This window comes from Enterobacter sp. E12 (assembly GCF_014596715.2).
GTDB classification, from domain to species: domain Bacteria; phylum Pseudomonadota; class Gammaproteobacteria; order Enterobacterales; family Enterobacteriaceae; genus Enterobacter; species Enterobacter bugandensis.
Genome location: NZ_CP115601.1, coordinates 3,686,895 through 3,711,794 on the forward strand (window position 1 = coordinate 3,686,895; position 24,900 = coordinate 3,711,794).

Here is a 24,900-nt window from a genome sequence, read left to right on the forward strand (position 1 = left end):
GCTCAGTGTCAGTTCTGAATGATCTCAACCGTATGGTTTTGTCCATCATCCTTCAGCGGTATTCTGTCATCAGGGAGGAGAACACCATCCAGTGTCACGCAATATTCTGCATCGCCGCGTGAAACACTAATCTGATAATGGCTTTCACCATATTGATATGCCATAGAAAAAGACGACCACTCATCCGGTAACCGGGCATGAACACTAAACTCAGTGCCGGAACGTTTTATCCCCAGTAATTCCTCGGTAAGTAAACGCCAGGCCCAGCCTGCGGAACCGGTATACCAGCTCCACCCTGCACGTCCGGTATGGGGAGCGACGCTGTAGACATCAGCACTCATGACATAAGGCTCAGCTTTATAAATCCCGACAGAGTCCGCATTCAGGGTATGATTTATAGGGTTGAGCATTGACCAGAGTTGCCAGGCTCGTCCGGCATTCCCCATTCGGGCAAAGGCCATCACTGCCCAGATGGCGCCATGCGTATACTGCCCTCCGTTTTCCCGCACGCCTGGCAGGTACCCCTGTATGTAGCCCGGATTTGGACCGTGTCCGTCGAAAGGAGGCGTTAACAGTTTGATCAGCCCTCCTTCGTTATCCACAAGGTGCTTATCCAGCGCCTGCATGGCCTTTGCGCACCGTCCCGGGCTCGCGGCGCCGGACAATACAGACCAGCTCTGCGCAATCGCATCAATCCGGCAGTCCTGTGAGGTTTTCGATCCCAGGGGAGTACCATCGTCAAAATACCCGCGCCGGTACCATTCCCCATCCCAGGCGTGGGCTTCGAGATTACTTTGCAGGCGCAGAGCCTGTGAACGGCACATCGCGGCGACGCTTTCATCCAGCCTGCGCTCCGCCAGCGCTGCAAACCGCTGCAAAATGTCGTACAGGAAGAAGCCCAGCCAGACGCTTTCACCTTTGCCTTCGATACCCACCCGGTTCATCCCGTCATTCCAGTCACCAGCACCCATCAGCGGCAGGCCATGCTCCCCGAAGCGAAGTCCATAGTGAATAGCTTTGACGCAGTGTAACCAGAGTGTCTCTTCGGTGCCGCTGATGACCGGCGTGTCATAGACAGACTCTTCACCAGGCTGAAGCGAGCGTCCCTCCAGATAAGGAATGCGTATTTCCAGTGCATCCATATCCCCCGTCGTTTCAACATAGTGGCAAACAGCAAGCGGCAGCCAAAGATAGTCATCGGAACAGCGGGTACGCACACCGTTGCCGTGTGGCGGGTGCCACCAGTGCTGCACATCCCCCTCGATAAACTGCCGTGATGCACAGAGTATTATCTGTTCACGCATCCGGTCCGGAGCAGCGTGGCTCAGAGCCAGCGTATCCTGCAGCTGATCGCGAAAACCAAATGCACCGCCAGACTGATAGTAGCCACTCCGGGCCATAAGACGGCAGGCGACCGTCTGATACAACAGCCAGCCATTAACCAGTAAATTTACGGACGTGTCGGGGGTGTTAACTACGATTTTATCGAGAACATTGTGCCAGTGATTATGAATCCGGTTCAGCTCCTGGCGGACCGTATCCTCGTTCATGTAGCGGGCCAGCGTCTCCTGAGCACAAACATCATTCTCCTCTGCGCCGAGGATAAAAATAAACGTCCTCTGGTCCCCGTCAATTAATGTAACCGCCGATTGCACCGCTCCGCAGGGATCCAGACCGGCCCCCGTCTTACCAGAAAGCTTTTGCAGTTTCATAGCCGAAGGGGCGTGAAGGGAACCATTACGGCCAATAAACTCCCGGCGGTCCCCTGTCAGAGAACAGTCATTACCGCTGACGGCAAAAAATGCAGTTCGGCCGCCACCATTATCACCATAAAAGTTATTCGCAAGCACCCCGCAGCCGCCGGGCGTTCTGGCCACATGTGTCACAATGTGAGGGGCTGAGCGCGTTCGTGTTTCTCCGAGCGTCCATTCTACATAGCCTGTGACGGAAAGTTGACGTGTCCGTCCCGAAGAGTTGCTGAGCGTCAGGAGCACCAGTTTAACCGGATCTTCTTCAGCAACCAGGACCGTCAACTCGCTGTCTATACCACTCTCACGATGGGCAAAAACGCTGTAGCCAAAACCATGGCGGGTCAGGTAATCACCGTGTCCGCGAACAGGTAAAGCCGTCGGCGACCAGCACTCCCCGCTCTCTTCATCGCGCAGGTAAAATGCCTCGCCGCTGCGATCGCTCACCGGATCGTTCTCCCACGGCGTCAACCGGTATTCATGGGCATTCTCATACCAGGTATAGGCCTGCCCTGCCTCTGAGATCACACTGCCAAAACGAGAATTTGCCAGTATGTTCGACCAGGGAGCCGGTGTAAGCGCATTTTCCCGAAGGACGATCTGATACTCCCGCCCATCCTGAGAAAATCCACCGTACCCATTGAAATGGCATAACTGACTGGTATCAGGGCTCCAGTCCGTATGTTGATTACGCTCGCGCACAGCACGCGGAATGAATGCCCTTGCCGGCGATTTCAGGGTATGAATACGCTGGTTAAGCTGCTCATTAATCCCCCCTGCGCGGTCATCAAGATAAAGACAGGCCACGCTCATCAAAAGCAACTTATCCTCAGCGGAGAGATGCTCACCGTTGCGGACAAAAAGCCCGCCCTTTTTATCCAGCAGACTGGCTTCAGACCCGGCATAAATTAACTCCATAATCTGATTTTGTAATCCCTGCTGGTAGCCGCCGGGGCTGTTATTCAGGATAACTAAATCAACATCCAGCCCTTTCTGTCTCCAGTAACGGTGTGCCTGAATCAGTGTGGTCACTGAGGTGATACTTTCCTCGCTGGTTATACTCAGCAGCACTATCGGCAGATCCCCTGAAATTGCCCAGCCCCACAGTCCGGACTGGCCACGTCGGTTGCGGCCGATCGCCTGGCCTTCGGCGCGCAGCTCCTGGACAGGGTAAAGCACAGCGCTGGCGAGACTATTGAACAACGTGGCATCATCTTCACTGGCGTTCATCTGGCGCAATACCACCAGACTGTGAGACCAGGCCAGTTCAAAGACGCGATCGGCGATAGGGTAATCGCGATATTTCTCCAGCAACGCCAGGCTCTGCTGACGGGTCTCGCTGATGCCATAAATGATATCAATCGTAACCGGCTGCCCCGGCTGCAGAATAATGGCGTTGCGAATTGCCAGTATCGGATCCAGCACCGAGCCCGACGTGTTGCCTAGCATCCCTCCCGTCTCTATTGCCTGTGCATTCGCAGGGTTTCTGCCACGTCCAATAAACCTTGCCCTGTCCGTTTCAAACGACACGTTATGTCGGTTATCGCCGTGCACCACCATCATGTGAAACAGGCAAGGGCCCGGTTCATCCGGTGAGCGCGGGCGCCGGTGGCAAAGAATAGCGTCACGCTCAGGAGCCAGCTCAGTCTGAATAAACAAATTGCTGAATGCCGGGTGTGCCAGATCGCTGGCATCAGGTGCCAGTACCACTTCAGCATAGGTTGTCAGCTCCAGAGAGCGAGGCTTGCGACCACGATGAATCAGTGTGAGCCGTCGCAATTCAACATCATCCTCCGGAGAGATCACCACCTGAGTTTTGACGCTGAGTCCCCCTAAGCTGCGTCTGAATTCTGCCCCCGCATCGGTGAACAACACTTCCTCGTCTTGTCCGCTGGTGTAGCCTGTTGGTTGCCAGGTATTGCTCCACACATCTCCCGTCTGGGTATCGCGGATGTAGCAGAAAGCTCCCCAGTTATCACGGGTGGTATCACTGCGCCAGCGCGTTAGTGCAATATCATTCCAGCGACTGTAACCGCCCCCGCCCGCGGTCAACATCAGATGATAATGGCCGTTGGACAGGAGTTGAATATCCGGGGCGGGGGTATCCACGCTATAGAAAATACGGGGTTCATAGCGAACGGGTTTGACCATGCCCTCATGAGATTCAAAATGACGGCGCGGACTGTACAGATCGACCGCATCCGGCACGCGCTCCTGTAACAGCAGACTCGCTGACCGGAATACCGTACTGGACATAAAGCGTTCAGTCATGGGGGCATCAAGCAGCACATGAGCCAGCGCCTGAAATGCCATACCCTGGTGATGCGCCATCCAGGACTGTACCACCGCATAGAGCTGACCGGTTGCAAGACGTGAGGGGGTATAGTCCAGCGCTTCATAAAAACCGTATTCTCCGCATGCACCATTTTTTTGCAGCCTGAACAGGTTCTCACAAGCTTTCTGCGGGGAAACCATCAGCGCCAGCAGCGTGGCGTAAGGAGCGACAACCATGTCATCGGCAAGTCCCCTGCGCAGACCGAGCCCCGGTACGCCAAATGCCTGATACTGATAATTATGCTGAACATCAAAAGCATGATAGCCAGACTCTGAAACACCCCATGGTACCCCGCGTTCTTTCCCCCAGTGAATCTGGCGCATAACCGCCGACTGACTCATTTCATCGAGCAGGCTGCCGGGCCAGGTGGGCATCACCAGATTCGGCATCAGATATTCAAACATGGATCCGCTCCATGACATCAGGGCAGTTTCATTATCAATCGTGGTAAACAATCGACCCAGCGCGTACCAGCTTTTAAGAGGCAGCTGATTAGTCGCAATGGCAAGAAAACTGGTCAGGCGGATTTCAGACGGCAGGAGATCGTAGTGGCTCTTGTCAGGCATATTGGTGTCACAGTTATAACCGACGCTGAGCAGACTGGTTGCTTCACTGTACAGAAAGGCGAAATCCATCCGGGCATGCTCATCCAGCCGCTGTTCCAGCTCGGTGATAATATTGAGTCGCATTCGGGCCTGCTCCGCCACTGACGCCGGAGGCGTTCCTGTACCGGTTAATGTCGGACGGGCAAGCTCGCTCAGCGTCGGCAGCGTCTGTTCATTCCAGGATGCAGGCAACCAGCCAAGCAACAGAGACCACTCATGGCAAAGCTGAACCAGTTGATGCTCCAGATGTCCAGCCCAGCGCATCTGAAGAGGAGATCCCTGATGACATGCGCTGGTCAGATGGTTGCACTGGGTGCGCATGCTTTTCAGTTCGCTGAAAAGCGCCTGCGGAGAGAGCGACACCGCGTTCAGGCAATGCTTGCGCAGCAGTCTCAGGCTGTCAGGTGGGTTCTTACCCCACTGTTTTTCCAGAATATCCAGCGTATCGTTCAGTCCTGCCAGTATCTGTTGGTTGCTTAAAACAGGCTGATGACGCATGGCGGACAGGCCTGCACGCAGGGTCAATAAATGCCCGGCCATATTGCCGCTGTCGACGCTGGAGATATAGCGTGGACTGAGGGGGACCAGCGTACGGGTGTCATACCAGTTGTAGAGATGGCCCCGGTAGTGCTCCATTTTATCCATCGTGTCGAGCGTGAGCGACACGCGCCGGAGCACCTCTCCGCCAGGCAGGTAGCCAAAGTCCCATGCCGTCAGGTTAGCCATAAGTGAAAGACCAATATTGGTAGGAGAAGTTCGGTGTGCCACCGTCGGTTGTGGTATTTCCTGATAATTATCAGGCGGAAGCCAGTTCTCTTTTGCTGTGGCAAATGTTTCAAAAAAAGCCCAGATTTCACGGCTTGTCTGGCGTAACAGCTGTTTTTGTTCCTGATTAGGCGAAAAAACCTTACGCACGGGCTGGCGACTCAGCCAGCTCATCAGCAGCGGTGCCACACACCATACCAAACCGATCGGTAACGCAATCCCCAGCAGCTGTGGGGCAAATTGTCCGGTCAGTATTGTCAGCGCCACGCCACCGGCAGCGTTCAGCCACATCGCCTGATAAAAACGTGCAACAGTGGGTCTGGCCTGACTGCTGTCCTGGCTGTGGCTGACCCACTGGCTGAGGTGACGCCTGCTTATCCCCAGTCGCCATAGCGTCACGGCGATCGCTTTCAGCGAATATCCGGCTTCGTGCGGCAGTATCGCAAAATTAAGGCTGATACCTGACAGACGCTTTAGCGCGCCCGCCCCCACCAGTAACAGATGCGACTTCACGCGGCGACGCAGAGGTTTATGCAGAAGGTCGTGGCTAATGCAGAGGAGCGCTGGCAACAGCCATATCAGCAACAGTATGCCCAGCCAGTAAACCGGATTGGGTACCCAAAGCAGAGTGAAGAACAGCAATACCAGTAAGGAGGGGGCTACCAGGCTGCGACGCAGATTGTCGAGTAATTTCCAGTAAGAAAGCGCGGTCAGTGGATTCCGGGTACGGGTTCCATCGGCTTTTCTGACGTGTGGTTTCAGCCAGTTAAGCAGTTGCCAGTCACCCCGGATCCAGCGTGAACGGCGTGCAACGTCGGACAGATAATTATTAGGGTACTGTTCGTAGAGTAACACCTCACTCAGCAGACCCGAGCGCGCATAGCACCCTTCGAGGAGATCATGGCTGAGAACCAGATTTTCCGGGCAGGTATTGGCAGTGGCCTGCATAAAAATGTCAACATCGTAAATCCCTTTGCCCACAAACGATCCTTCCCCAAAGAGATCCTGATAGATATCCGAAGACATCATAGAATAGGGGTTATTACCCGGTATGCTGCTGCGCAAGGCGGCGTAACGCCCCTGACCGTTACGTGGTATCTCCTCCGCAAGACCGGGTTGTAAAATACCAAATCCTTTGACCACCCTCTGGCGTACCGGATCATACTCTGGCGTATTCAACGGATGGGCCATCGCCGCGACCAGTTTGTGAGCCGTATCGCGCAGCAACACCGTATCACTGTCCAGGGTAATGACGTATTTAATGTGATCCGGTAAAAGGTGGGCAGGCATGTCTGCAGCGCTGACGAATTGTTTCCCGGGCTGGCGTAGCCAGCTATTGAGCAACGCCAGTTTTCCCCGCTTGCGTTCATATCCCATCCATACTCGTTCTGCAGGGTTCCATTCAGGCTGACGATGTAACAGATAAAAACGTGGTCGGCCGGAGGGGTAGCGCCGATTCAGCGCCTGCGTATCAGCGATAGCCTGTCTGAGCAGCGCGTGACTTTCCGGCGAGGGTTCATTTTCAGAATCTGCAAAATCAGTGAGCAGCGCGAACCTGAGATTTTCGTTTTCATTCCCCAACCAGCAAACTTCAAGACTGGTGAGGAGCTGGCTGAAACTTTCGTGGCTGGTCAACATGCAGGGAATGACTAACATAGTGGCACTGTCAGCGGGAATACCGGCTGAAAAATCCATCCCCGGCAAGGGGCGAGGAACGCGAAAACGGGTGGTTGCGTCACTGAGTAAATCACTCATTAACTGAGTTAAAGCGATAACCAGAGGTAATATCACCGCGATTAACAACCAACCTGCGCCCTGCATGGCAGTTTCGTGCAATATTGCCGCGGTCGCTGCGGTTGTCAACAACGCCAGGCTGCCAAGCCATGACAGCAGGGTTATTCTGTTGAAACTGTGCCGCAAGCGTATGAGTCTTGAGGTGTCTGCCAGAAGATGTATATCCAGTGCCTGTCGACCTTCGCCGGCGAGATAATAACCAATATGATGTTCCGGTGTATTGGGGGCTTTTTCCTCTGAAAGCGCCAGCACCCTGTCAGCAACCTCAGGCTCGCTGAGCCCACTGTCTCTGGCCAGGACCTCAACTACGTGCCGGTAATGATCCCGGGTATTGAAGTGCATCCGGGGATAGATACCGGCAGGATCATTTCTTAATGCCTGTTCGACGACGCTTATCGTTTCGGCGAAATCAGCCCAGTCCGTTTCACCCAGTAATCGCAGACCTGCGATGCTGTTACTGACAGACAGCTGGCTGGCGGCAAGCTGTTGATTGAAGTTATTTATGAGAATGTCAGTGGTGACTCCCTGTTCCCGAAGGCACTGATCAACCCAGGTAAGAGGTAACGACAGCGCGTTGCCGTGCCCCTGCAGACGCCGCACCAGTTCTGCGACAAACGCGCTGGATAACGGAGGACGGGAGCGAGCCAAATCGGCAACCACCATAATTAAATCACCAGGCGCACTCTCTGCACATTCGAAAATCCTGGTTATCCACGTATCTGCCAGGTTTCTGTCCTGTTGCGCTTTTATCACTTCCATACTGATACGACGAAGATTTTCAATCAGCGCCAGGCGCAGCATTCCCGGTAATGCCCAGATTTCACCTAGTGTCAGCGGAGTCACCTGTTGATAGGCAGCGAGATAGCTGGTCAGACTGGTGGCATCCCAGCGGCCATCACCGTGAGCAATGGCCTCTGATGCGATATGATAAATTCTTGGGCAATTCAGCGGCGACATCAGCGACGGGAGACCTTTACCAAAACTTTTCGGCAAGTGCTGGCGGACGGTACGGATTTGTTCCTCAATCAGATAATAATTGTCCAGCAACCACTCCCCGGCGGGCATGATACTGGTCTTTTTACCTGCATTAAGCTCATAGCAGTTTTGGGTGATAACGGCCTCATTGTCGCCAAGCCGTTTCAGAAGATAATAGGGATGTTTATCCGGTGATACTTTATGGGTCCGCGCCAGCTTCTGACCATAGCGTTCCATCTGGGCAGTCGAAAAGAGTTCTGGCCGCGGAGTGCTTTCGCTTGCAGGATCGTTCGCCGAAAACGTTACGTTTTCGGCAGCATTCATCGGAATACGGGAGCGGTTAAACCACGCTCTGGGGTTCATTTTCATAGCATTGCTCTGATGCGACATTAGCGCGCAGGAGCAGTTGCGAAATCAGTTCAGAAACGTTCTCTCAGGATGTGCGTCAGGCATCAGGGATTTAACAGCTGCCGGAATCTAACATAAGTATAGGACATGAGCTCTGTTCTGCGGTTTTGGTCGAGCTAGCGTCGGGAGATAAACAGAGCCTTACATCCGGGGCAAAGCATGGTCTGGTTGAGCCGGATTTTTGACAACGGTTGTGCTGATTTTAAGCCACAAACAGGACAGGCAGCAGTGGCAGTAGACGCACTGCTGAAGAGTTTCATTGCGTAATTGATAACAGACATAACCATTAACCTTTCAATGAATGAGATTCACTGTACCACGTGTGGTTAAGTTTTGATCTGTTAATTTTGTCACGCTGAAAATCAGGAAAGATAAATGTTTGCAGCCACATGCCCCCTGAGACCGTTGATCCGGCAAAATTCTATGCGGCTTCCTGGGATGAGTAATTCTGATTCGCGAAAGTTAACGGCTGAAATGTGAAGCAGAACGTCTTTTCGGCCATCAGATGGGATGATGAGGCCTTTACCACTAAGAATGTCAAAGCTTTTGACAATTCCTGTCATTTTATGGGACAAGTCAATTCCTTACTGAAAACACGTAAAGACTATACATTGAAAATGGCATTCAGCCATTTTTATTTTTCCTACAGGACCTCTGGACGGCTAAAAGATAATTTGCTTATATCGATTCCATGTGCCTTAATGAATCCCATCAGTTCGATGTACGAATGAAAGTTAGAAATTTTCCGGGCAGTTCTCATTACCAGGCGCTATCGTTGATATCCCCTCTTTTTGAGTCCATACGTTTACTATCAATACAATGATGTATAACAGGAGTCAGTATGACCTCTAGAATTACAGGCCTGGTAAAATGGTTTAACGAAGACAAAGGTTTTGGCTTTATCTCTCCTCTTGATGGCAGCAAAGATATCGTTGTCCATTTTTCTGCGCTTAATGGCGACAACTTTAAAACTTTATTTGAAGGACAGAAAGTTGAATTCGCCATTCACCGCGGAGACAAGGGTCCTGCTGCTGCAAACGTAACACTTTGCGATAAATAAATCATTGTGGGTCTGCGATAACGATGAAGGATTATTCCTGAGTAGACAGATCCATAACTTAAATCAGATGAAAGTCGTTTATTCTTAATATCTAATCAGCCTATTTTTCAAAATTATGAGTATGCTAACCGATGTGATGAAGTGCAGTACTAGTGCATAAAAAGTCTAAAAGCACAAGCTAACCGCAAGTTAAATAAGAAGTGCGTAATGGCTTTGAACTTAATGGCATCTGCCAGTTAATATCCACGAGAGAACAGGGTAATAGAATATGATTAAAGTCCTTGTTTTCTTTAATGCTGAATCCTGTAAAGTCATGACCGTTCTGGAAGGTATATCCTCAATCAGGCAGGAATATCCAAACGGTGAAGAAACACATCTTCGGATTATGTCTGCAGGTTTTCCTTCCTTAACTGGCGATCATGGTATTGTTTACGTGGCTACTGACAGGGAGTTAACGTCACAGGAGATACTTGATGCGGCCAGGAAATATTTATAACATTTTTGTCATGCTCTCTGCTCCACGTTTAATTGCATGCTTACCCTATTTATCAGAATCGAACAAAAAAAGAGTTAAAAACATTTATGGCCTGCTAACAGCAGGCTTTTTTTTTACATTACACTTTTTTAGAAACACCTCTATAAAGAGAGAGTAATTCGCTACGCTCTGACAAAATGCAAGTGTCTCTCCCCTGCGTGCCATCTTGCCATTTGTGAAAAACCTTGCTAAGTGGCGGCGATGTCTCTCTTCATTTTAAATCTCATCAGGTGTAACTGAAGCAATAAGTTATGAGGGTATAAAAAGACTCTCCGGATGACTCCTGGCATCATAGTTTTAAGTACCTTCAAAAATGCATGGACATTTCGTAGGAGTTAGAATTTAGTTCTTGCACATTCTTCTTAGTTTTGTCTTGCGATAAGAGATTTATATCAGTAGTCTAAACCTCGTTAATAACAATATGTACCAATCGGATTAAAATGCTCATTAAGAAAAATCGGGTTGATGAGCAACCGTCGACATTGGTATTTGCTGAAATTTTAAGAGGTCTCTTTATGTCAGGTGCTCTCACACAGTTGAACAATATCCGTACCTTACGTTCCCAGACTCGTGAAATGTCCTTAGATGTGCTGGAAGATGTTCTGGAAAAGTTTAAACTTATTCTTATAGAACGACGAGAAGAAGAGACATTACGTCTTGCAAATGAAAGTCAGCGCCGCGATAAACTGGAATCACTTCGTCAGATGATGCTTGATGAGGGTATCGACCCATCCGAACTTATGGCTGCTATTGGCTCTCCGGGTAAGGCTAAAAGAACGCGCTCCCCCCGCCCCGCGAAGTATCGATATACTGACGAAACTGGAGAGTCAAAAACATGGTCAGGTCAGGGGCGAATGCCGAAGCGGATCTCAAATCTGATTGCTGAAGGTGGGGAAATAAAAGATTTCGAAATCAGCTAAAAAAGAGCCGGGCATACCCGGCTCTTTTTACGGATAGTCCACAACCATCCTTAGAGGATCGTCGAGAAGCAGCTGGTTCGTAACTGGCTTCAACAAGGTGTTTCATGAAGAGTTTATGTTGCGCTATAAACTGGGTAAAGAAGGTATTAATGGTGACATTACGCAGTTGTAATGCAGCCAACACCACAGTCTTTCCTCTCATAGCATGATGCGGACGGGGTTAGTAGGCTGGAGGTCTTTAGTGAACGGCAAGCGGACGCCCTCGTAGATTAAACAGGCGTCCGATATCTTGAAGTGGACAGATTACCTAAGCCGCGTCCCCGTTTCGTCAATGACCTTCTCGCCATCCTCTTTGGTAAACGCTCCTTTCTGGCCTTCCGGTAGAATATCGAGCACTATTTCTGAAGGACGGCAAAGACGAGTGCCAAGCGGCGTAACTACAATCGGCCGATTAATCAGGATCGGATGTTGAAGCATGAAATCAATCAACTGCTCATCACTAAATTTCTCTTCATTAAGACCCAGATGTTCATAAGGCTCAACATTCTTACGCAGTAATGCACGCACCGTAATTCCCATATCTGAAATAAGTTTAATCAGCTCATCACGGGTCGGTGGCGTATCGAGATAATAAATTATCGTCGGTTCGTTGCCGCTGTTACGGATCATCTCCAGCGTGTTGCGTGAGGTGCCACAGGCCGGGTTGTGATAGATGGTAATGTTGCTCATATCAGTTTCTCATTACAAAGTGACAGAGAGCCGCCACGCCAGCGCGGCCAGAGTGACAAACAGCACCGGTACAGTCATGACAACGCCGGTACGGAAGTAATATCCCCAGGTGATAGTAATATTTTTCTGGGCAAGCACATGCAGCCACAGCAGTGTTGCCAGACTGCCAATCGGGGTGATTTTCGGGCCTAAATCGCAGCCAATCACATTGGCATAAATCATTGCCTCTTTGACGACGCCGGTCGCCGTACTCCCGTCAATCGACAACGCGCCAATCAGTACCGTCGGCATATTGTTCATCACCGATGAGAGAAATGCCGTCAGGAAGCCAGTGCCGAACGTCGCTGCCCATAACCCCTTGTCTGCCAGCAGATTCAGCATGCCAGACAGGTACTCCGTGAGCCCTGCATTGCGCAGGCCATAGACCACGAGGTACATGCCCAGCGAGAAAATAACTATCTGCCATGGCGCACCGCGCAGGACTTTCCCGGTGTTGATGGCATGGCCTCTTTTCGCCACCACAAACAGCACTGCTGCGCCAGCCGCCGCTATTGCACTGACCGGGATCCCCTGCGGCTCCAGAACAAAGAAACCAACAAGCAGCAATAACAGGACAATCCAACCCGCCCTGAAGGTTGCCGGATCCTTGATCGCACTTGCAGGCGTCTTCAGCAGCGAAACGTCATACGTTGCCGGAATATCCCTGCGGAAGAAGAGATGCAGCATGATCAGCGTGGCCGCAATCGCTGCCGCATCCACGGGGATCATAACGGAGGCGTACTGCGTAAAGCCCAGACCGAAGAAGTCCGCCGAGACGATATTAACCAGGTTAGAAACAATGAGCGGCAGGCTGGCCGTATCTGCAATAAACCCTGCAGCCATGACAAAGGCCAGTGTCGTGCCCTGGCTGAACCCCAGTGCGAGCAGCATCGCAATCACAATCGGCGTCAGGATCAGCGCGGCGCCGTCATTGGCAAACAACGCAGCAACAGCGGCACCGAGCAAGACTATCCAGGTGAAAAGCAGGCGGCCACGTCCGTTACCCCAGCGGGAGACGTGCAGTGCGGCCCATTCAAAGAAGCCGGACTCATCGAGCAGCAGGCTGATGATGATGACCGCAATAAATGCCGCTGTCGCGTTCCAGACGATATTCCAGACAACGGGAATATCAGCGATATGGATGACACCGGTTCCAAGCGCCAGCACTGCCCCGATACTCGCGCTCCAGCCAATACTCAGGCCTCTGGGTTGCCAGATCACCAGTACCAGCGTCAGTAAAAATATACTCCCTGCCAAAAGCATCTCAGACTCCGTTATATATGATTATGTAAATATGTTTACTGTCTCAGCAGGAGGTACAGGCTGATTTGTTCAGCCATTCACGTACATCCTCGCGCAGACACAGCCAGGTCGTCGTGATTGTCTCTGCTGCCCACGCCGGTATATGGGGTGACAGACGATAGTGGATCCATTTGCCTTCCCGACGGTCAAGAACCAGTTCAGCCTCGCGAAGGATAGCCATATGTCGCGAAATTTTGGGCTGTGATTGGGAGGTGACCGCGCAGATATCGCAGACGCACAGTTCACCGGACTCCCGGAGAAGCATGACGATGGCAAGCCGTGTTTCATCCGACAGGATTTTGAAAAGCTGAACAGGTTGTAGCATTTATCACTCCATTCCCTTTAGAATATACATATGGTAAATCATATGCATTGACTTTGAAATCATCTATTCTCTCCGGAGGAGAAAAATGGAACAATTTCCTGCCCTGAACACCGAATGCTTTGATCTACACATCGCTGAACGCCTGCACCTGCAGGAGCCGCCACGGATTCTAATCCTGTATGGCTCAGTAAGAGAGCGTTCGTACAGCCGCTTTTCCGCGGAAGAAGCTGGTCGCCTGCTCACGGCGATGGGCGCGGAGGTAAAACTCTTTAACCCCTCCGGTTTACCCCTGCCGGATGATGCTCCGGACACGCATCCTAAAGTCACCGAGCTACGCGGTCTGGTCAGATGGTGTGACGGGATGGTGTGGAGTTCTCCGGAACGGCACGGGGCTATGAGCGCAGTTATGAAGGCGCAGATCGACTGGATACCCTTAAGTGAAGGCGCGGTTCGTCCTTCACAGGGCAAAACACTTGCAGTGATGCAGGTCTGCGGTGGTTCGCAGTCCTTTAATGCGGTGAACCAAATGCGCATTCTGGGCCGATGGATGAGGATGTTCACTATCCCCAACCAGTCATCCATTGCTAAGGCATGGCAAGAGTTCGACGAAAACGGCCGAATGAAACCTTCGTCATGGTATGACCGTATCGTCGATGTAGCCGAGGAGCTGTTTAAAATCACTGTGCTGCTTAAGGGACAAACTGGTTATCTTGCAGATCGTTACAGCGAGAGAAAAGAGAGCTATCAGGAGCTTTCATCCCGTGTCAATCAGGACAAAATTTAACGTATGTTTTTCATGAATCCATACTGCATGAGATTAATAACATCCGCTATGGCATAAAGGAGATATCCCATCCGGTGTCAGAATATGAAAAACTACCTTAAGGTGAGCTAGTAACTCTGGTTATGACGTGGCGCTTGCGCGTCATGATGCGAAACTAATTTTGATGTTTAATGAAATCCTGGTTGCACGCAAGCTAAGCGCTTCATGCTAAATTTTAGGCGAAGGAATAACAGACGTCCTGTCCATTGCGTGTTATAACCGAGGTTGAAAATCGGCACACTGGCGGTTGAGAGGCATCGCATGAAATTTCAAATCACAAGAGCAATTGGCCTCAGTAAGTTCTCTCCACGTTGGGTTAAGGTTATCTGCTTACGGTTAATTAAAAATGATATTGAACGCTCTCTCAACGTTCTTCTGGTCAAAATCGATGAATCTGAACTCTCTACGGAGCAACTAAAAGCGTTTAGGGAATGCGTAGAAAGAATTAACCTGGCACGGGCTAAGGGAATGCAGGCGTGAGCACTTTTAATAAAGCATTTTTCAATGTTGCTTTGGTAATGATGGCTTTTATCCAAAAAATTTGGCAGGCGAATAGTAGTCTTAGCGTTTGATAAAAGGTAACCCCAAACCGTATATGCGCGGCGAGTTTGCTGCGCAAGTATCGCTGACAGGCTGGCACCAGCGGAGCTCTCGAAAGCCACATATGAGCCAATGAAGGCTGATGGGAGCACATAGGGATGAAACTGTCCGCTATGAGCGAAGAGCGGAAGTAGCTTATCGTACGGCAATGATCACCCTACAGGGAAGCAAACCAGCAAAGGGATCTTATGCTGTGAGCTGTAGTTGGCTTTGATAGATAAAGTACCAGTATGATCTTGGTTTTTTTGGTTGCATCAGTTGGTTCAGCTAGTTTAAATTGCTTTTAGAATCAAAAGCCCGTGATAAAAAATGAGACACTATCAAGTGTTTTTCAAATGACTTACATGAATAATTAATGGAATTGTTATCAGTTCTTTCTGAACTGTTGACTGAGGCATGAAAATCGATGAAAAGGAATGAAAATGGCAAATAACTTATTAGTAGTTGACACACAAAGTGTCACAACTGTAGTGGACCAATTTAATACGTCACTTGCTGTCTACCTAACAAGTCTAGACTTGCCCACAAATAATGTTCTCGTAGAGAATTCAGAACGTCACAGAGTTATTTCAAATCTCCCCGATGTCATAAGTAACATGACGGCACAAACCCGGTCTGGGTCATTATATTTATCGAAATTCGTCGCGGCATGCGGTGCTGGTCTTTTTGATGCTGCTCTGAATTTCCTCTGGAATGAGACTGTAACCAATTTGAGATGGAAGGTTTCATTAAATGATATTGATTATTTTTATGACAGCATAATAACCGATCCTAAAAGACGAGATAAATTAAAATCTATTGATGATCTTGTAAAGGTTGAGGAGTGGGAATTAATTAGGGGATGTCACCTAACAGGTCTGCTTTCAGATTTAGGGTTTAAACACTTAGATTACATTAGGGATATGCGAAATTGGGCAAGCGCAGCACACCCTAACCAGAATCAGCTAACTGGTTTTCAATTAGTTTCTTGGTTAGAAACATGTATAAAAGAAGTGATATCAAAGCAACCTGAACCTGCAGCCTTAAATGTAAATCGATTTCTGCTAAGCATCAAACAAGAGTCTTTAGATACGACTGCCATAGCCCATATCAAAACAGGCTTACAAACTCTACCTTTAGATGCTCTAAATTCTCTCCTGCGAACTATATTTGGAATGTATACAAATGATTCTGCATCGGTGCAAATTAAAAACAATATTAAAGGTATTGCAAATGATTGTTGGACCTTAGCATCTGATAGTGCGAAATATAACTGCGGCATTAAATACCAGTCATTTGCTACTAATGGCGAGAACTCTCGGCGTGATGCAGCAAACGAATTTTTGACTATTGTTAGTGGGTTGCCATATTTGCCTGCAGATACATTATCAGTTGAAATGTCGATAAAGATATATAATCTATATCAAGCTCACAGCGGATGGAATAATTTTCATAGTGAACCGCCTCATGCTTCAGCTTTGGCTGCATATATATCCAGCACCGGAATTATACCTGATGCAGTAAGAAAGGATTACGTCAAAACCATAATTATGTGTAAATTAGGCAATGGATACGGCGTTTCAAATGGGGCTGTATATTATTACGATCAGATGATTGCTAAGTTTGGTGACAACGAATTAAAAGAGTTTGTAAGACTTGTCTTAGATAGTGAATTTGCATCCAGAGTTTCTATAGCTAGATGTGCTGAGAGTTATAAAAATCTAGCTGCAACATTTACTTCTACTAATCAAGTTGTAATTCAAGCTCTGGGTTACATCGCAACAGCAACACTGCCTCAACTCCCTAATCTTGGAAAAGTTTCTGCTTATCAACGTTTGGTTAATTCATAGGGAAAAGCATAACAGTTAGGTAACGTACTTTTTTCAGCCGCCAACCCTGCCTTAGAGTGAGCGGCTGGATGCGTTTACTCATTTTCTAACACTACGGATGAATCCGGCTCGATGATAAGGAGAGAGATCTGAACGGCTATTTTTAGGTATCGTTCAGCTTCATCTTTTGTGAGTTCGAAATCTTTCAAATGACTCGCTTCATTTCGTAGTTTTCTCATCCTATCGACCAATATAGCGGTTGATTTATCAATTTTTCCTTCTCTTACTAACCATTCAATAAATAATAAAGGATTGATTCGTGGAATAGATGCTCCTTGGACAAAACCTGCTTTTCCTGCCGCTTCTTCAATTAGTAACCATGACTCCATAATTGCGGCCCTAGGCGATACATCCGCAATGCGCTCTAACTGCGACATACGTTTAGAAAACTCGATGTCTTCCTCATGTAGATCTTTTGATGCTTCAACCAAGGGAGCTCCATTAGCTAACTCTTCCGCGGCTTTTAACCCTAAAGTAAATTCAGCTTCCGCATTTCCAAATTTTACTTTAGATAGCCGGAGAATTAGCTCTTTAACATCATTACCATATTTCTGAACAAACCATACAAAAGCTAATGGCCAAGCTAAAGCTGATACTAAATCTGTAACAGTAGACATCATTCTCCCTCATGTCCTCGATCTTTTCTTTAGCAGATTATACATTTTTGAAATAGATGAACAGGAGTTTAAGTAACCATTGAGGACTAACCTTAAGCATTGAATAGCAATATGTAAAACGTCTGCTTGTGGCACAGGGCTGCTGATGCAGCCCTGACAACCTTAGACTTCGATCGATTCAGAGATCTCTAATGCATCATCGACTTCAATGCCCAGATAACGGACTGTGCTTTCCAGTTTCTTATGGCCCAACAGAAGTTGGATCACCCGGAGATTCTTGGTTTTCTTGTAGATTAGGTAAGGTTTTGTTCTTCTCATGGAATGTGTGCTGTAAAGCGAATCTTCGAGACCAAGCTTTTCTATCCACCCATGAAAAATTCGGGTGTATTGCCGGGTAGATATGGGCTGGTTAGTTCCGACTCGAGACCGAAACAAGAAGTCTTTACTGTGCAAATTGCCAAGCTTTATCAATGCAGCAACAGCTTCTCTTGTCCCTTTGGTTATCTCAAACTGCACACGGCTACCGGTTTTCTGTTGCAACACCGTAGCTCTGCTTGAAACAGAGCTACCATATGCAACATCAGATACTTTGAGTTTGACCAGATCACAGCCTCGTAGCTTACTGTCCAGGGCCATATTGAACAGAGCTAAATCGCGCGTTTTACCTTCCAGTTCAAGCCGGATTCGGATCCCCCAGATATGAGATATCTGAAGTGGTCTTTTTTGGCCGATGATACGGTCTTTGTTCCACGGTGACGTGTTCATACTCAAATCTCCTGCAATGTGAGAGATTTGAGTATGGTTGTCCCTTATGAGCGAAAAGCGGACATCTTAATTGTTTTTTTTGCTACTACCTCTATGTAGCCATGTTATATGGCTACATTTATACAGAAGTAAGGATTAGTCTTTTCCCGGACCATAATTAAATTTTGTACCTTTGCCAATGGCATAAAACTGTCCACCAGCTACGTAATGGACAGTACGTAATTCATCAGGCGCATCATCAAAAATCCAGTGCCCATTTCTGAAAACGCGGTCATCACTCCATGCTCCGACAATTTCCCCCAAGAACAAGTTGTGCTGCTTTTCATTTTCTTCATTGGGTATGACCTTACATACTAACCAGCCAGCGCAACCTTCAACTAGAGGCAGATCAAACTCTTTCTGATAAAATAGTGGGATTTTACTATTTTTATCTGGTGTGTCGGAATAACTGTGGCCTCCAGCATATAAAACCATTTCCATCTGATTTACTACTGGGATCTGGACAGCGTAATATCCGCTTTTTTCTACAAGCCCGCGAGTAAATGCCTGTGGACCTATAAAAGCCATCACTTTGTTATTGCCTACTAATCCCACCCAGGCCGCTGCCATGACATTTTCAATGCCATCATTTTTAGCCGATATCATCGTGGTTGGCCCGACCTGTAATAAACGATAGGCTTTGTTTAACTCTACTGGTTGAATTGACATAATTTACTCTTTTGAGTTCTGATAAAAAGTAAGACAGGTTACTTATTTGATTGTTCGATTATATGGCTGGAATAGTTGCAAATTAATTGCTATTATCAAAATACATTATTGCAAATTTCACAATAATCATGAACAAACTTGATGCACTAAAATTTTTCATCATCGCCTCTGAAACCTTGAACTTCCGCGAAGCAGCCATCAAACTGTCGGTTTCACCATCAGTAGTAACCCGAACAGTCGCTGAGTTGGAGAAACAACTTGGTGAACCTTTATTCAAACGCAATACTCGTTCGATCTTTCTCACCAGTTTCGGCGAACTATTTTTACCCCAAGCGAAGCGACTGCTGGAAGATTCTGAAAAATTATTTCAGATGGCGAAAGATGATAATGAAATGAAAGGTATTGTTCGCATCACATTACTTCGATTTCCAAATCATGAACAAATCTTGTATGAACTCTTGACTGCACTACGCCCCTATCCTGAGTTATTTATCGACTGGCGTTTAGATATGATGAAACTTGATACTATTGAGCATCGTATCGATATAGGTATACGCGTAGGGCGAGAACCTAATCCAAACTTTATCATTAAAAACATCGGACAAGTTGAACATATTTTGGTTGCATCCCCTGAACTTATTGAGCGTCTGGGAGCACCTACTGATTTAGAAGATCTTCGACAGCGTTATCCATTCAGTGGTTTAATTAATCCTGAGACGGGAAAATCATTTGAGTTTATGAGTGACGCAGTGAACACTTTTGTCCCTCGTCATATTGAGTTTTATACTACAGACCCATACGCCGAAATTCAGGCTGCATTGGCCGGAAAAACGGTTGTACAATCCAGCGATTTTATCTGTAGGGAGTACTTAGCAAGCGGCCAACTAGTTACCCCACTGCCAGAACTCCGACAGGAGAAATGGCAATTTTATTTATATCGACCTTACCAGCTGATTACTCCCAAAAGGGTGACGGTCGTTTTCTCGCTATTAGAAAAAATATTACGCAAATATTTCACATCAAAATAATATTCTCCTCAACGTCTGCTGCTGGCACATAGCGGCCAGAGTTGAGGTGGGTTGGTCCGCTCTAAGCGAGGAGACGAAATCACAGTCGTTGTTACAACAGTTGAGGGTCAACTTAAGTTGTTCTCTGTTACTCAACGGTGAGCAGGTCAAGTCTGTTTTTCAGTGTGACGACCCAACTAGATATCATCACGCACAGTCACTATCTCGTCTCATTTTTCTCATCAAAGGGAGAAAAAACTTTTAGGCACCCAAATAGGCACCAGCAAAAAGTTGAACTAGTAGTTACCAAAGTAAATTCAATGGATTAAAAAACCAATTCAGACTCCGCCAGCTCCACCAAATAAAACAAGGGGTTACGTGAAAGCGTAGCCCCTTTTTAATGTCCAATGTCCATTTTACGTCCATCGCTATCTCTGACAATCAGAGAGGCTTGCAAACATGGGAAACAGAAAGTGGGACCAATCGAGCAATTCTTTTCATTCCTTTCAACCCTGTATACTCCTCGTCGTGCTGCTCTGACAGTCTTCATGGTGGTAGGCGTAACTTTATGCTTAATTTTTCTTAATCAAAATTTTGTGTATTGGCTAACGCCAGCCTTAAAACCTGTAACAGATTTCTATCTGGCTTATATCGCTTTCCTAACCGCCACTTTTGGGCTTGGACTCTCCGTATTAGCTTTTTCATTGTGTGAAAAGTTATGCGGCATGGTTCGTAATATCTGGTCAAAGATAGAAAAAAAACGGCAGGCTATTGCTGAAAAAGACAAAGAAAAGTTGAGGGTGGATCAGGAAGAAGCAAAATTCATTGCTAACTTCAAAGCAGCCTATCCACACTTGGAGGATAGGCTTGTTGAAATTTTAGAACATCTAGCAATCGAAGGTGATCAACGCTTTCTGAAAAATGCTGAAAGAATTCAATTTTTGAACCAACAGAGATGGATTCTTGCAGTAGCCCGGGTCAGCAAATCTGAATATGTATTTAAAATCAACAAATTAATAAAGCCATATGTGCAGGAACAATTTTTAGGAGAAATAAATTTCAATGTGGAGAACGCCCTTGCCTCTCCAGAACCAGCAGTGCGCTCTATACTTGCACTGCTGGTTTCAGAAATCCCTGACGAGCGCTGTAGAATAGAGTATACGGACTTCTATTCTTTTAACTCCCAAGAAATTTTGAAAAACTGCTTCGTACTTAGCGGTTATAAACGTGATTTATTGTTGAAATTTAAAGATTACTACAAGCCACATTTTGAAAATTTGATGTCAAAGCCTTTGAAAGAATCTATTGAAATTGAAGTCGTTGACAGAGTCGAGCCGAAAGAAAAACATAACCAAGTGTTCTAATAGATTTCACTTTGTCCCAGTTTCTATTTGCGCTCGCATTCCGCATTGTATCTGGGCTTGGAAGACGACTAAGCTTTTTAACTTAGTGCACCTTGCGATCCAAATCACTTACATAAAAAACAAAAAAAACAAAAAAAACAAATAATAACAGTAGGTTACAACAGTCACTGATCATTTTATTTTATTCAAATCTGAAAAACACTGAAATTCTTTTCAATCTTTTCAGTTCTGGTTTTACGCAAAGCCGCCAGCACTGGCGCGGTCTGGCGGTCTGGTTTGTAGAAAAATAAAGCTGAAAAATTTTTATGATCCAAAAACCGCAGGCGGGTGCGGTGTAGTGCGATTTTGGTCTGCGAAAGATTTTTTTGGCCGTGCTGTGACGCGCCAGCGCCCCGCTGTGGGCATGATCTGTTTTAAGGGTGGCTCTGAGTGTGCGAAAAGGCTGAACGCGCCAGAGCGCCGCTGACAGCGCGTAGCGTTAGCTGCTTAAGAGGTAAGAAAAGAGATATCCCCGCCTGGGGATGAAGGGCATAAAAAAACCCGCTTTCGCGGGTTATGTTCTGGACAGGTTTACTTGCCAATCACCGGGGAGTATTTGCCGTTCAGCGTGTCCGCTTTCGTTCCGGTGTTCCGAATGGCTCCCGCGTTGGTCGGTGCGCCCGTATTGCTGTGCGTGTGGCTTGCCGTTTGCTCTGCCAGCTCTTTTACCACGTCGAGTGTGTCGAGCATCAGCTGTGCCACATTGATAGTGCCAGAGCCAATCCACACCACCGGGGCAATAATTTGCTGTTGCACAGCCGCCACGCTTTTACGTATCTGGCCAATTTTCTCAATCAGGTCTTTACCCGTTGTGACTGTCTGGCTCCCGGCTATGTCCGTTTCATCATTGCCGCCGATACTCGCCACGCGGTTATTGACGGCCTGACTGTAATCCCCCGTGCATACCTGCTGAATGGCTCCGGCCAGCAGTGTGGACGTGCCCAGCACAGTCAGTTTATCCGTGGCCTTAACCGTCGTTTCACGGCTGACCAGCTCCCGCTGTTCCGTATCAGACTTAACCACCCGCGCCATTGAGGTTTCACTGATCGTCTGGTCTGTCTGCCTCACCCAGTCACCCGCCCGGGTGACGCGCTGCGACACCTCCGCTCGCTGCTGTTGCAACTGTTCGCCAGGCTGGATATCCGGGAGGCTGGTTCCGTCCGGCACGGTCTGCCGCACAAAGAGTTTATCCGGCCGTCCGCCAGTAAAAGCGATTTCTACCAGCGTCCCTTCAGGCGGAAACTGGAACATCCCCGAATCATTACCCGCCATAGGAACCGGCAGCGGAACGGCTGAATAAACAGGCGTGTCTTTATCCGGGTTGCCGTCCGCGTCCAAGAGTTGCACGTCAACCGCATAGCGGGGACGGAATGGATCGGAGAAATTGCCGCTTTTCACCGCCTCAACGGGATTCATGACACGGCCAAACTTTGGCAAATGCAGACCGGATGCCAGCTCCGGATAATGGCTTTCAATCTGGCGCTGAACAGGCGTTTTTTGCAGTGCCTTACCCGTGGCACGGTTGCGTGGCGTCCAGGTAACAGCCATCGTGTCATTTTGCAGGTGGGCTTTCGTCACCCTTTCCCCGTTCAGCTCCACACCGGGGCGCAGACTCTGCACCAGGGGAAGTATCATTGAGTTTCCCCCGGCCGCCCCCTGATTAAATTCATGTGGGATCTCAACCGGGCGATCAGTAAACAGGGCTTTTTCCGCGCCGCCTGTATATACCGCGCCGTCCGACAGCTGATACCAGACGTAATCCGTGATGCCGAAAGCCTTTCCCAGATTATCCAGCAGCTGATAGCCGAGCTACTCGATGTTCATACACAGGGATAGTGCTGTCGACGTTTTCAGATAGATAAGTCCTGGTGCAGGAATGCGCACTTGTTTTGCAGAACGAGGCCTATGCCTCACCTTAGGAAAGCCATCTTGAATCAGTTTTTTGAGAAGAACATAAAACCTACTGACCAGCAAAGTAATCCCTATTAAGAACAATCTCCATTCTTTTGAAGCTGCAAATCGTTCATAGCAAAAAGTCACTAGCCTAACCAATATCACATTGAAATATAATGAAAAATATAAAATTAAAAGCAAAGTTAATAAATTTTAAAAAGAACTTTTGAAGATAATGTGCTAGAAATTTGTTCAACGCATCTCAGAGCCAATGACAGGAACAATAAGAACATGGATACGACATTGCTGAGCGCATTAGATACCGATGGACGCGATAAATTCGAAAGCGCGATGAATGCCTTGCAAGGCGATGTTTCCGCTGCGGCCGCGAGGTTGTCAGTTGATCCACGCCTACGCCTTGAGTACTCAAAAAGAATCAAAGAAATGTCCGCAGACTTACACGCAAAGGCCAATGCTGGTGTGATCTCCTGGGACAAAGCGGCACGAGAGGCTCAGGAAACGAGAAATTTGATCATGGAGATGGTGCGTTCTCGCAGCACTCCACTCGGACGGGCAATGGCCGAACGAATAAAAAGCGAGGGTAAGACGCTTAATGAGTTGGTAGCAAAAAAAGCGAAAGCTTTATTTGGCCCGCAGGCAAATTTTAACAGTCTTTCTGAAGTACAAAAAAATCAGATTTATGCAAGTATTGTTGAATCCGCAGGCAAGTCTAACCCACAAGTAAACATGAAAATGATGCAGCTCTCGCGCATTGGAAGGGGGTTAATTGTTCTTTCGATTGCGATTTCTGTTTACGAAATTTATGCCGCTGATGATAAGGTTTCTGAATCAGGCAGACAGATAGCTATTAATGGTGCAGGTATTGCCGGTGCTGCCGCAGGTGGTGCAATGGCGGGATTAATGTGTGGGCCAGGCGCACCTGTTTGCGTGCTTATCGGTGGCTTCGTCGGCGGCGCGCTTGCTGCATGGGAAATGGGACGTTTGTGGAATTGATTATGCAACAGGTTAATTCAATAACATTGGTTAAGGTTAGTGAAGCCACCGATGTATCCCAGGCTCAATCTGACGTTGTGCTCAATGGTAAAAGCACCGGTATTATTGTACCGGGGCAAGTGCTTGAAGCAGCGGTCCAGGTTAATGAGCAGCGTTACATCCTGTTTCTGACGGATGACATTATTTTTGAAGAATCCCTGACAATTGTCCTTATTGACGTTCATGACGGGCTTAAAGAAATTGTTCGTTTGGGCAATGAGTACTCTACAGGAACTTTTGCGGATCTCCAGGTCACTGACGATAGCGTGGACTTCAGGTTTATTGGGGATTATATCTGGACACTGAAAGTATCCGATTCACCTCGCTTGCGGCTTCCTTTTGTTTCCGATCCCAAAGGGGTTAAACGGGAGTCCGGTCTGAAAAAGTACATAACGATATTTGCCGCACCGGCGTCGGAAAACGTAAGCTGAAGCCATTATTTAACAGAATGAAAAGGCTTTCCGCTGAGCTGGATAAATGCTCCTGGGAAGTATGCAGACTTCGCATCCGATGAAGTCCTAAGAGCCCGCATGGCGCAAGCCCTGCGGGCTTTTTGTACCCTCAACTGGTTGTGGAGTTCTGCAAAATTCATATTCATTTCCTCTCAATAGATTGAAAATGAA

General features: G+C 48.0%; 19 protein-coding genes and 1 pseudogene. 10 read left to right on the plus strand and 10 right to left on the minus strand.

Annotated features, from left to right (window positions below):
- Positions 1-8: 8 nt before the first annotated feature.
- The 3 genes from IB212_RS17640 to cspF form a co-directional block, all read right to left on the minus strand.
- Positions 9-8,591 (minus strand): GH36-type glycosyl hydrolase domain-containing protein, encoded by an 8,583-nt coding sequence (locus IB212_RS17640; protein ID WP_188245868.1) that lies wholly within the window; start codon positions 8,589-8,591, stop codon positions 9-11.
- 155 nt (positions 8,592-8,746) lie between these two features.
- Positions 8,747-8,917 (minus strand): YnfU family zinc-binding protein, encoded by a 171-nt coding sequence (locus tag IB212_RS17645; protein ID WP_306308615.1) that lies wholly within the window; start codon positions 8,915-8,917, stop codon positions 8,747-8,749.
- 75 nt (positions 8,918-8,992) lie between these two features.
- Complete coding sequence (cspF, locus tag IB212_RS17650; RefSeq protein ID WP_188245869.1) at positions 8,993-9,205, minus strand: cold shock-like protein CspF; 213 nt, start codon at positions 9,203-9,205, stop codon at positions 8,993-8,995.
- Between the two features lie 266 nt (positions 9,206-9,471).
- Between cspF and IB212_RS17655 the strand changes: the two genes are divergently transcribed.
- The 3 genes from IB212_RS17655 (at position 9,472) to IB212_RS17665 (ending at position 11,145) form a co-directional block, all read left to right on the plus strand.
- The gene (locus IB212_RS17655) at positions 9,472-9,690 is read left to right on the plus strand and encodes a cold shock domain-containing protein (RefSeq protein WP_180264366.1); all 219 of its coding nucleotides are present in this window, start codon (positions 9,472-9,474) and stop codon (positions 9,688-9,690) included.
- A gap of 268 nt (positions 9,691-9,958) precedes the next feature.
- Positions 9,959-10,186 carry a hypothetical protein gene (locus IB212_RS17660; RefSeq protein WP_010434226.1) on the plus strand — a complete coding sequence of 76 codons (228 nt, stop codon included), beginning with the start codon at positions 9,959-9,961 and terminating at the stop codon, positions 10,184-10,186.
- 554 nt (positions 10,187-10,740) lie between these two features.
- Complete coding sequence (locus IB212_RS17665) at positions 10,741-11,145, plus strand: H-NS family nucleoid-associated regulatory protein (RefSeq protein ID WP_188245879.1); 405 nt, start codon at positions 10,741-10,743, stop codon at positions 11,143-11,145.
- Positions 11,146-11,448: 303 nt separating this feature from the next.
- Here IB212_RS17665 and arsC read toward each other — a convergent pair whose 3' ends face one another.
- From arsC to IB212_RS17680, 3 genes are read right to left on the minus strand one after another with little or no spacing between them, the layout of a single operon-like run.
- On the minus strand, positions 11,449-11,874 hold the full coding sequence (arsC, locus tag IB212_RS17670; protein WP_142471945.1) for a glutaredoxin-dependent arsenate reductase: 426 nt from the start codon (positions 11,872-11,874) through the stop codon (positions 11,449-11,451).
- Positions 11,875-11,886: 12 nt separating this feature from the next.
- Positions 11,887-13,176 (minus strand): arsenic transporter, encoded by a 1,290-nt coding sequence (locus IB212_RS17675; RefSeq protein ID WP_023329310.1) that lies wholly within the window; start codon positions 13,174-13,176, stop codon positions 11,887-11,889.
- A 43-nt stretch (positions 13,177-13,219) separates the two neighbouring features.
- On the minus strand, positions 13,220-13,540 hold the full coding sequence (locus tag IB212_RS17680; protein WP_142471946.1) for a transcriptional regulator: 321 nt from the start codon (positions 13,538-13,540) through the stop codon (positions 13,220-13,222).
- Between the two features lie 85 nt (positions 13,541-13,625).
- On the opposite strand from IB212_RS17680, the gene arsH reads away from it, so the two are divergent.
- The 3 genes from arsH to IB212_RS17695 all read left to right on the plus strand — a co-directional run bounded on the left by arsH (position 13,626) and on the right by IB212_RS17695 (position 16,792).
- Positions 13,626-14,324 (plus strand): arsenical resistance protein ArsH, encoded by a 699-nt coding sequence (arsH, locus tag IB212_RS17685; protein ID WP_180264367.1) that lies wholly within the window; start codon positions 13,626-13,628, stop codon positions 14,322-14,324.
- A gap of 300 nt (positions 14,325-14,624) precedes the next feature.
- Positions 14,625-14,843: a hypothetical protein gene (locus IB212_RS17690; protein ID WP_142471948.1), complete on the plus strand. Its 219-nt coding sequence runs from the start codon at positions 14,625-14,627 to the stop codon at positions 14,841-14,843.
- Between the two features lie 542 nt (positions 14,844-15,385).
- Entirely contained in the window at positions 15,386-16,792 is a 1,407-nt protein-coding gene (locus tag IB212_RS17695; protein ID WP_007665146.1) for a hypothetical protein, read from the plus strand.
- 74 nt (positions 16,793-16,866) lie between these two features.
- On the opposite strand, the gene IB212_RS17700 is transcribed toward IB212_RS17695, so the two are convergent.
- The 3 genes from IB212_RS17700 to IB212_RS17710 all read right to left on the minus strand — a co-directional run bounded on the left by IB212_RS17700 (position 16,867) and on the right by IB212_RS17710 (position 18,921).
- On the minus strand, positions 16,867-17,451 hold the full coding sequence (locus IB212_RS17700; protein WP_223239662.1) for a DUF4145 domain-containing protein: 585 nt from the start codon (positions 17,449-17,451) through the stop codon (positions 16,867-16,869).
- 159 nt (positions 17,452-17,610) lie between these two features.
- Complete coding sequence (locus tag IB212_RS17705; RefSeq protein WP_188245870.1) at positions 17,611-18,213, minus strand: site-specific integrase; 603 nt, start codon at positions 18,211-18,213, stop codon at positions 17,611-17,613.
- A gap of 135 nt (positions 18,214-18,348) precedes the next feature.
- On the minus strand, positions 18,349-18,921 hold the full coding sequence (locus IB212_RS17710) for a flavin reductase family protein (RefSeq protein ID WP_028012260.1): 573 nt from the start codon (positions 18,919-18,921) through the stop codon (positions 18,349-18,351).
- Positions 18,922-19,049: 128 nt separating this feature from the next.
- Here IB212_RS17710 and IB212_RS17715 point away from each other — a divergent pair, with 128 nt between their 5' ends.
- Positions 19,050-19,949 carry a LysR family transcriptional regulator gene (locus IB212_RS17715; RefSeq protein ID WP_188245871.1) on the plus strand — a complete coding sequence of 300 codons (900 nt, stop codon included), beginning with the start codon at positions 19,050-19,052 and terminating at the stop codon, positions 19,947-19,949.
- 452 nt (positions 19,950-20,401) lie between these two features.
- The gene (locus IB212_RS17720; RefSeq protein WP_155963346.1) at positions 20,402-21,292 is read left to right on the plus strand and encodes a hypothetical protein; all 891 of its coding nucleotides are present in this window, start codon (positions 20,402-20,404) and stop codon (positions 21,290-21,292) included.
- Between the two features lie 570 nt (positions 21,293-21,862).
- Here the strand turns inward: IB212_RS17720 and IB212_RS17725 are convergent.
- A pseudogene (locus IB212_RS17725) lies at positions 21,863-23,137 on the minus strand (hypothetical protein); the annotation flags it as partial.
- A 378-nt stretch (positions 23,138-23,515) separates the two neighbouring features.
- Between IB212_RS17725 and IB212_RS17730 the strand changes: the two are divergent.
- Together IB212_RS17730 and IB212_RS17735 are read left to right on the plus strand one after the other, a co-directional pair.
- The gene (locus tag IB212_RS17730; protein WP_047364363.1) at positions 23,516-24,238 is read left to right on the plus strand and encodes a hypothetical protein; all 723 of its coding nucleotides are present in this window, start codon (positions 23,516-23,518) and stop codon (positions 24,236-24,238) included.
- 2 nt (positions 24,239-24,240) lie between these two features.
- Positions 24,241-24,708, plus strand: a complete 468-nt coding sequence (locus IB212_RS17735) for a hypothetical protein (RefSeq protein WP_041908572.1) — start codon at positions 24,241-24,243, stop codon at positions 24,706-24,708.
- The last annotated feature ends 192 nt before the right edge of the window (positions 24,709-24,900 follow it).